Origin of the sequence: Rhodococcus sp. G-MC3 (assembly GCF_030063335.1) — a bacterium.
Taxonomy (GTDB): domain Bacteria; phylum Actinomycetota; class Actinomycetes; order Mycobacteriales; family Mycobacteriaceae; genus Rhodococcoides.
Genome location: NZ_JASISW010000071.1, coordinates 1 through 1801 on the forward strand (window position 1 = coordinate 1; position 1801 = coordinate 1801).

The 1801-nt window shown below is 61.5% G+C and carries 1 protein-coding gene and 1 riboswitch; the gene reads right to left on the reverse strand.

The window, feature by feature from the left end; genetic code table 11:
- Positions 1 to 422 precede the first annotated feature (422 nt).
- Positions 423 to 542: riboswitch (SAM riboswitch) on the forward strand.
- Positions 543 to 947: 405 nt separating this feature from the next.
- Positions 948 to 1577 carry a GPR1/FUN34/YaaH family transporter gene (locus QMK17_RS26200; protein ID WP_283512206.1) on the reverse strand — a complete coding sequence of 210 codons (630 nt, stop codon included), beginning with the start codon at positions 1575 to 1577 and terminating at the stop codon, positions 948 to 950.
- Positions 1578 to 1801 lie beyond the last annotated feature (224 nt).

Sequence of the window (1801 nt, forward strand, 5' to 3'; positions counted from 1 at the left end):
CACGCGTCGTGAAACGCAAAATCTTCAAGTGGGCAGCCAAACGAGCCCACCACCAACACCATCCACAACCCACCACACCACCCGAATGCACAATCATTCAACACTAACTGAACGGTATTGAGGCTAAGAGGGTCCCAGCTCGCGCTCGCGGCGTCGAAGGTGACTCAGCTCTTCGCGGGTCCATCGGGAGCTGGGTGGGGCGGCGGTCCGGGTTGTGTCGTCCACCCCCAGCTCTTTCAATCGGCGGTCGAGGTCGGACTCTCGGACGCCGAGTGGCATCGCCTCTATTGCCCGGCTGATGACGTGGGCAGGATCGGCAACGCTCCTGGGCGCGTGGAGCTTATCCCGCGTGCTGTTCGGCATCGCAAAAGGTGGGATTCGAGGGATGACTTTTTGGCTGCCCGCGGTTATCGTCGAAGCAGGTTCAAGAGCGACAGTCAAAGGTACCTGGCCGGCTGTCCGGCAACCCCGTCTCCATCGACAGGGGTGCCCCAGGGGAAGAACTGGCTCGACCGGTGACCGCCGGCGAGCAAGTCGATGGAGGTCCAACACCTCCGGGACGAGGTGGATCATGGCTGACGAATCCAGTCTGGCTGCGGCGCAGAAACAATGGGAACCTATTCCGCCGGAATGCCGCCGCCAGTGGTGTAGGACTCTGCTCGATTTCCCGCCGGTTCGGTACGGCGTGTTCCCGATGATTGCTACCAACCAGAATGTTCTCGACGGCGGTTACACCAACATCAGTAATTGGATCGACCTCGCCAAATGTGCCGAGGGAGTGGGCTTCACACCTCAGACCTGGCTTATATTTCGGCAAAGCCTCCAGCCTGACTATTTGGTCGAGGACTTTCCGTCCCATCCGGCGAACCGACCCAAGCGAAAGGGAAACAACGGGGTCGAGTCGGACATCGTGAATCCCGAGGACTTCGCCGAGTGGCCGTGGCTCTTCAGCGCAGAACACTCCGGCCCAGGGGGAGACCTTTTCCACCCGTCGCCCGGCTCATCGCGTCGAGGAACAGGTAGGCGCCAACGATCACGAAGGAGAACACCAGGTACCCGCCGATGGTTGTCTGGGTCGTACTGGCGTTGGCGGTGCCCAGGAAGACGAAGAGCACGGCGAGGTCGATCAGCGTGAACAGCAGTGTGAAAGCAAGGGGCAGTCGGACACTCGCGATGGTGAGGAGAACGATGATGATCAACCAGGTCAGCAGGAACAGCTTCTGGGTACCGACGGCGTCCTCTTCGGCGATGCCGAACCAGTTGTTGGTCAAACCCAGTACGAGCAGGGCGTAGCTGATCCAGAAGCCGGTGAAGATGCCGAACACACTCGCCACGGCATTCTGGTCGCGGCTGGCTGCCCAGATGGCCGCGACGAGCTGGCCGATCCCCGTCGCCGCCAAGATGATGGGGATCGATGCAGCGGCTGCTGTCGCCGGAACATAGCCGGTGAGGACGAGGCCCAGTGCGATGGAGCCGGCCAAGAAGGTCGGCACTCCGATCAGCGCGGGATCCGCCACGGGCGGGGCCAGGTCAGCGAGGGAAACGGACTGGGTTGGACTAACTTCTGCGGTAGTCATGGAAGTCAACGTAGCCCCGTTGCTTGGCGGCAACACCCCCCATTAGGGGGGTGCGAAGGGTGGGTATCGTTCCGACCTTCGTCGGGTCATTTACACCCCTGGCAGGTCCCCGATAGTCGGACCACAGCGTTCTAGAGCCGCTTCGGTTTGATCTTCAGTCGATCTCGCAGCCGTCCACCGGTTGGTGGTTGTGGGTGCATTGGGCAGCATACTCAGCCGGGGTG